The following is a 1,099-nucleotide window of genomic DNA, read 5'->3' as shown; positions in this document are numbered from 1 at the left end:
GGCGCGCCTTATCGGCGGCCGTGAAGCTGGCTGGAAAGGTTTTGACCGGGCCGTAGAACAGGCTGGTGGCCGGATCGGCGCCGGCTTTGGCCAGGGTGCGCAGTTGGCTCACCATTTTGGGCACCAGGGCCTTGGGCAGCACCACGCCGGCCCGGATGCCCTGGCGGAAGTTGGCGATGGCCGAATCCGTCCAGGCGGGAAAGCCGCGGACCCGGCTTAGCCAGTGGTCGTAGTCCGGCACGGTCTTGAAGGGCTGCGCGCCGGTGCCCGCCCCGAGCTGGGCCAGGGCAGTTGGCAGGCCGCCGGACTGGTCAAAGGGCATCATCCAGTCGTTGAACACACTGCCCGCCAGGCGCTGGTTCAGCGAATACGCCAGGATGTCGTAGCTGGTCTGGTCGGCGGCGTTGAGGCGGGCGCGCTCCAGCCGGCGCAGCTGGGCGAGGGAGCGGTGGTAGAAGGCGCGCACCGTTTCGCGCCGGGCCCGGGTCTGGTCGTTGGGCAGCTGGTCGTTGTAGCGGTGGTCGCCTTGCGCCGTGGCCCCGAGCGGAAACAGCCGGGCCACTTCTTCCGAGTACGCCTCGAACAGGGCCGCCAATGGAGCGGACGGCGGGGCGGGGGTTTGGGCCTTGGCGGCGGGGGCGGGTTTGCGCGGCTGCGCCCGCAGGGGAAGCGGCGCGGCGGCCAGCACGGCCGCGGCCGCCAGGGCCAACAGGTAGGGGTGTTTCATGAACGGGAGCCGGATAAGCGCAGGGGCGAAAACAAGGGTAACGGCACAAGGTACCGCCAAACGGGCGACATGTGGGAAGACGCCAGCGGTAAAATAAGGCATGCTATCCGGCAGGTCCCCGACGCCAAAAGTTACCGGTAGAGCCGCACCTCAACGATGCGTATTTTAAATGCTCCTTCAACTGAATGGCTGCGTTTATCTTCGGACCGTTTCGCTAAACGGTGGTGCCGTAAACGCGCGCCACCGTTAGTTGACGGAGGATTCGCGCGGTGACGGTCCCGCCCAAAGCATGGGTTCTATTGCGCGGGTCGTACCATGGGCTGACCAAGGGCAAGGCGGCTAACAAGCCCGGGCCGGGCCGTTCGGGCGCCT

Annotated in this window: 1 protein-coding gene; it reads right to left on the bottom strand. The window is 67.2% G+C overall.

The window, feature by feature from the left end:
* Positions 1 to 727 (bottom strand): DUF885 family protein (locus ACP7AJ_RS21185; protein ID WP_426062229.1); only part of this gene is annotated, 727 nt, incomplete at its 3' end.
* Positions 728 to 1,099: the final 372 nt, after the last annotated feature.

Origin of the sequence: Hymenobacter sp. B1770 (genome assembly GCF_049896385.1) — a bacterium.
In the GTDB taxonomy this organism is placed as follows: Bacteria; Bacteroidota; Bacteroidia; order Cytophagales; family Hymenobacteraceae; genus Hymenobacter.
This window is presented reverse-complemented; position numbering and strand designations above follow the sequence as displayed.